We start from the raw sequence: 1,888 nt of genomic DNA, 5'->3' as shown, positions 1-1,888 counted from the left end.
CAGCGTGACGGCGGCGCGGGCGGGGTCGTGGGCGAAGCGGCTGGGGAAGGCGTCGTGGACGTGCCACCCCGCCCCGCGCAGGGCGCGCCAGCGGGCCAGGTGGGCGGTGGGCCCGTCGGGGTGGGGGCGGGTGTCGAGGGCGACGGCGTCGGCGCGTTCGCCGACGACCAGGTCGACGTGCCAGCGGCCGACCGGGTGGCCGGTGCGGGTGGTGAGGCCGAGGGCGGTGAGCTCGTCGGCGAGGCGGGCGGTCCACTCGTCGTCGGGGGTGGTGCCGGGGTGGGCCCGGGGTGGGGTGGCGGCGTGGGCGAGGTAGTCGGCGATGAGGCCGACGGGGCGGGTGGCCGAGGTGATGGCGTGGACGCGGTGGCGGGCGCGGGTGGTGAGGACGGCCAGGAGGTTGCGGTCGCCGGCGAAGCGCCAGGCGTGGGGTCGGTCGTCGTCGGTGAGGGTGAAGCTGATGACGACCTCGTCGAACTCGGCGCCCTGCACGCCGTGCACGGTGCCGACGCGGATGCCGCCGGTGGTGATCTCGTCGAGGGTGAGGCGGTCGAGGAGGGCTTGTTCGAGGGCGTCGGCCTGGGCGCGGAAGGGGGTGATGACGCCGAGGGAACGGGTGCCGGCGGCGGTGCGGCGGCGGACGTGGGCGAGGACGGCGTCCACCTCGACGTGGTTGACGCCCTTGTCGTCGCGGGTGCCGGGGACGAGTTCGGTGTCGATGCGGTCGTCGTCGGCGAGGGCGGGGTGGGTGGTGAGCAGGGCGATGCGGTCCTCGTAGAAGCGGGTGGCGGCGAAGCCGATGAGGTGGGGTGCGCAGCGGTGGTGCTCGGTGAGCCGGTGGACGTCAGCGGTGGCGGTGGCGGCGTCGAAGAGGCTGACCTTGGGCACGTCGAGGCGGTCGGCGAGGGCGGTGGTGCCCTCGGCGGCGAGGGCGTCGCGGACGGCGTGGTCGCCGATGAAGGAGACGTGGCGCAGTTGGCGGGGGTCGCCGGCGATGACGGCGCGCCGGCCGCGCAGGAGGGCGGGTGCGGCGAGGGGTTGGTCGACGTGGCCTGCTTCGTCGAGGACGACGAGGTCGAACAGGCCGGGCACGGCGGGCAGGATGTCCTCGACGTCGGCGAGGGTGCCGACCCAGACGGGCAGGGCTCGGACGAGGTCGTCGGGTGCGATGAGGGCGAGGGCGCGTCGGCGGGCGGCGCGGCCGGAGCGCAGGGCGGTGGCGAGGGCGGCGACGGCGCGTCGTGGGCCGGTGCCCCGGTGGCTGGTGGTGAGGGCGCGCAGCCAGGCGGCGGTGGCGGTGTGGGCGCGGGTGTCCTCGTCGGCGAGGAGGTCGCGCAGGGCGTGCAGGTCGGTGCCGCCGTCGGTGGCGACGCGGACGTGGGCCGCGGACTGCTCGGCCGCGGTGACGGCGGCGGCGAGGTCTGCGGCGGTGGTGCTGGGGGCGGCTCCGGTGAGGCGTCGTGCGGTGCGCAGCGCGCGGGTGGCGCGGGCGTGGGCGAGGAGGCCGTGGCGGGGGCGCAGCAGGGCGTGGAGGCGGTCGTGGTCGGTGCCGGGGTCGAACGCGCGGGGTGCGACGAGGCGGTGGGCGGGCATGAGGGCTTCGCGTCGCACGGCGGTGTGGGCGAGTTCCTCGTCGCGCAGGGCGGTGGCGATGGCGCGTTCGGCGGTGGTGACGGCGGCGTCGGCGGTGCGGCGGGCGTGGTCGAGGGCGGCGAGGTCGCGCTGGGGCGTGGTGGGTCCGTCGGCGAGGTCGCGGGCGGTGTCGTGGCGGAGTTCGGAGTCGCCGAAGAGGACGGGGGTGGGGCCGCCGGCGCGGTGCAGGGCGGTGGCGAGGGCGTCGGCGGCGCTGCGGGTGCGGCTGGCGAGCAGGACGGAGCGGCCGGTGGCG

Annotated in this window: 1 protein-coding gene; it reads right to left on the bottom strand. The window is 77.5% G+C overall.

The window, feature by feature from the left end; translation table 11 throughout:
- The coding region (locus CKY47_RS30995) for an AAA domain-containing protein (RefSeq protein WP_306749878.1) at positions 1–1,888 on the bottom strand (1,888 nt) is incomplete at both ends.

Source organism: Saccharothrix longispora (assembly GCF_030852425.1).
Taxonomy (GTDB): Bacteria; Actinomycetota; Actinomycetes; order Mycobacteriales; family Pseudonocardiaceae; genus Actinosynnema; species Actinosynnema longispora.
This window is presented reverse-complemented; position numbering and strand designations above follow the sequence as displayed.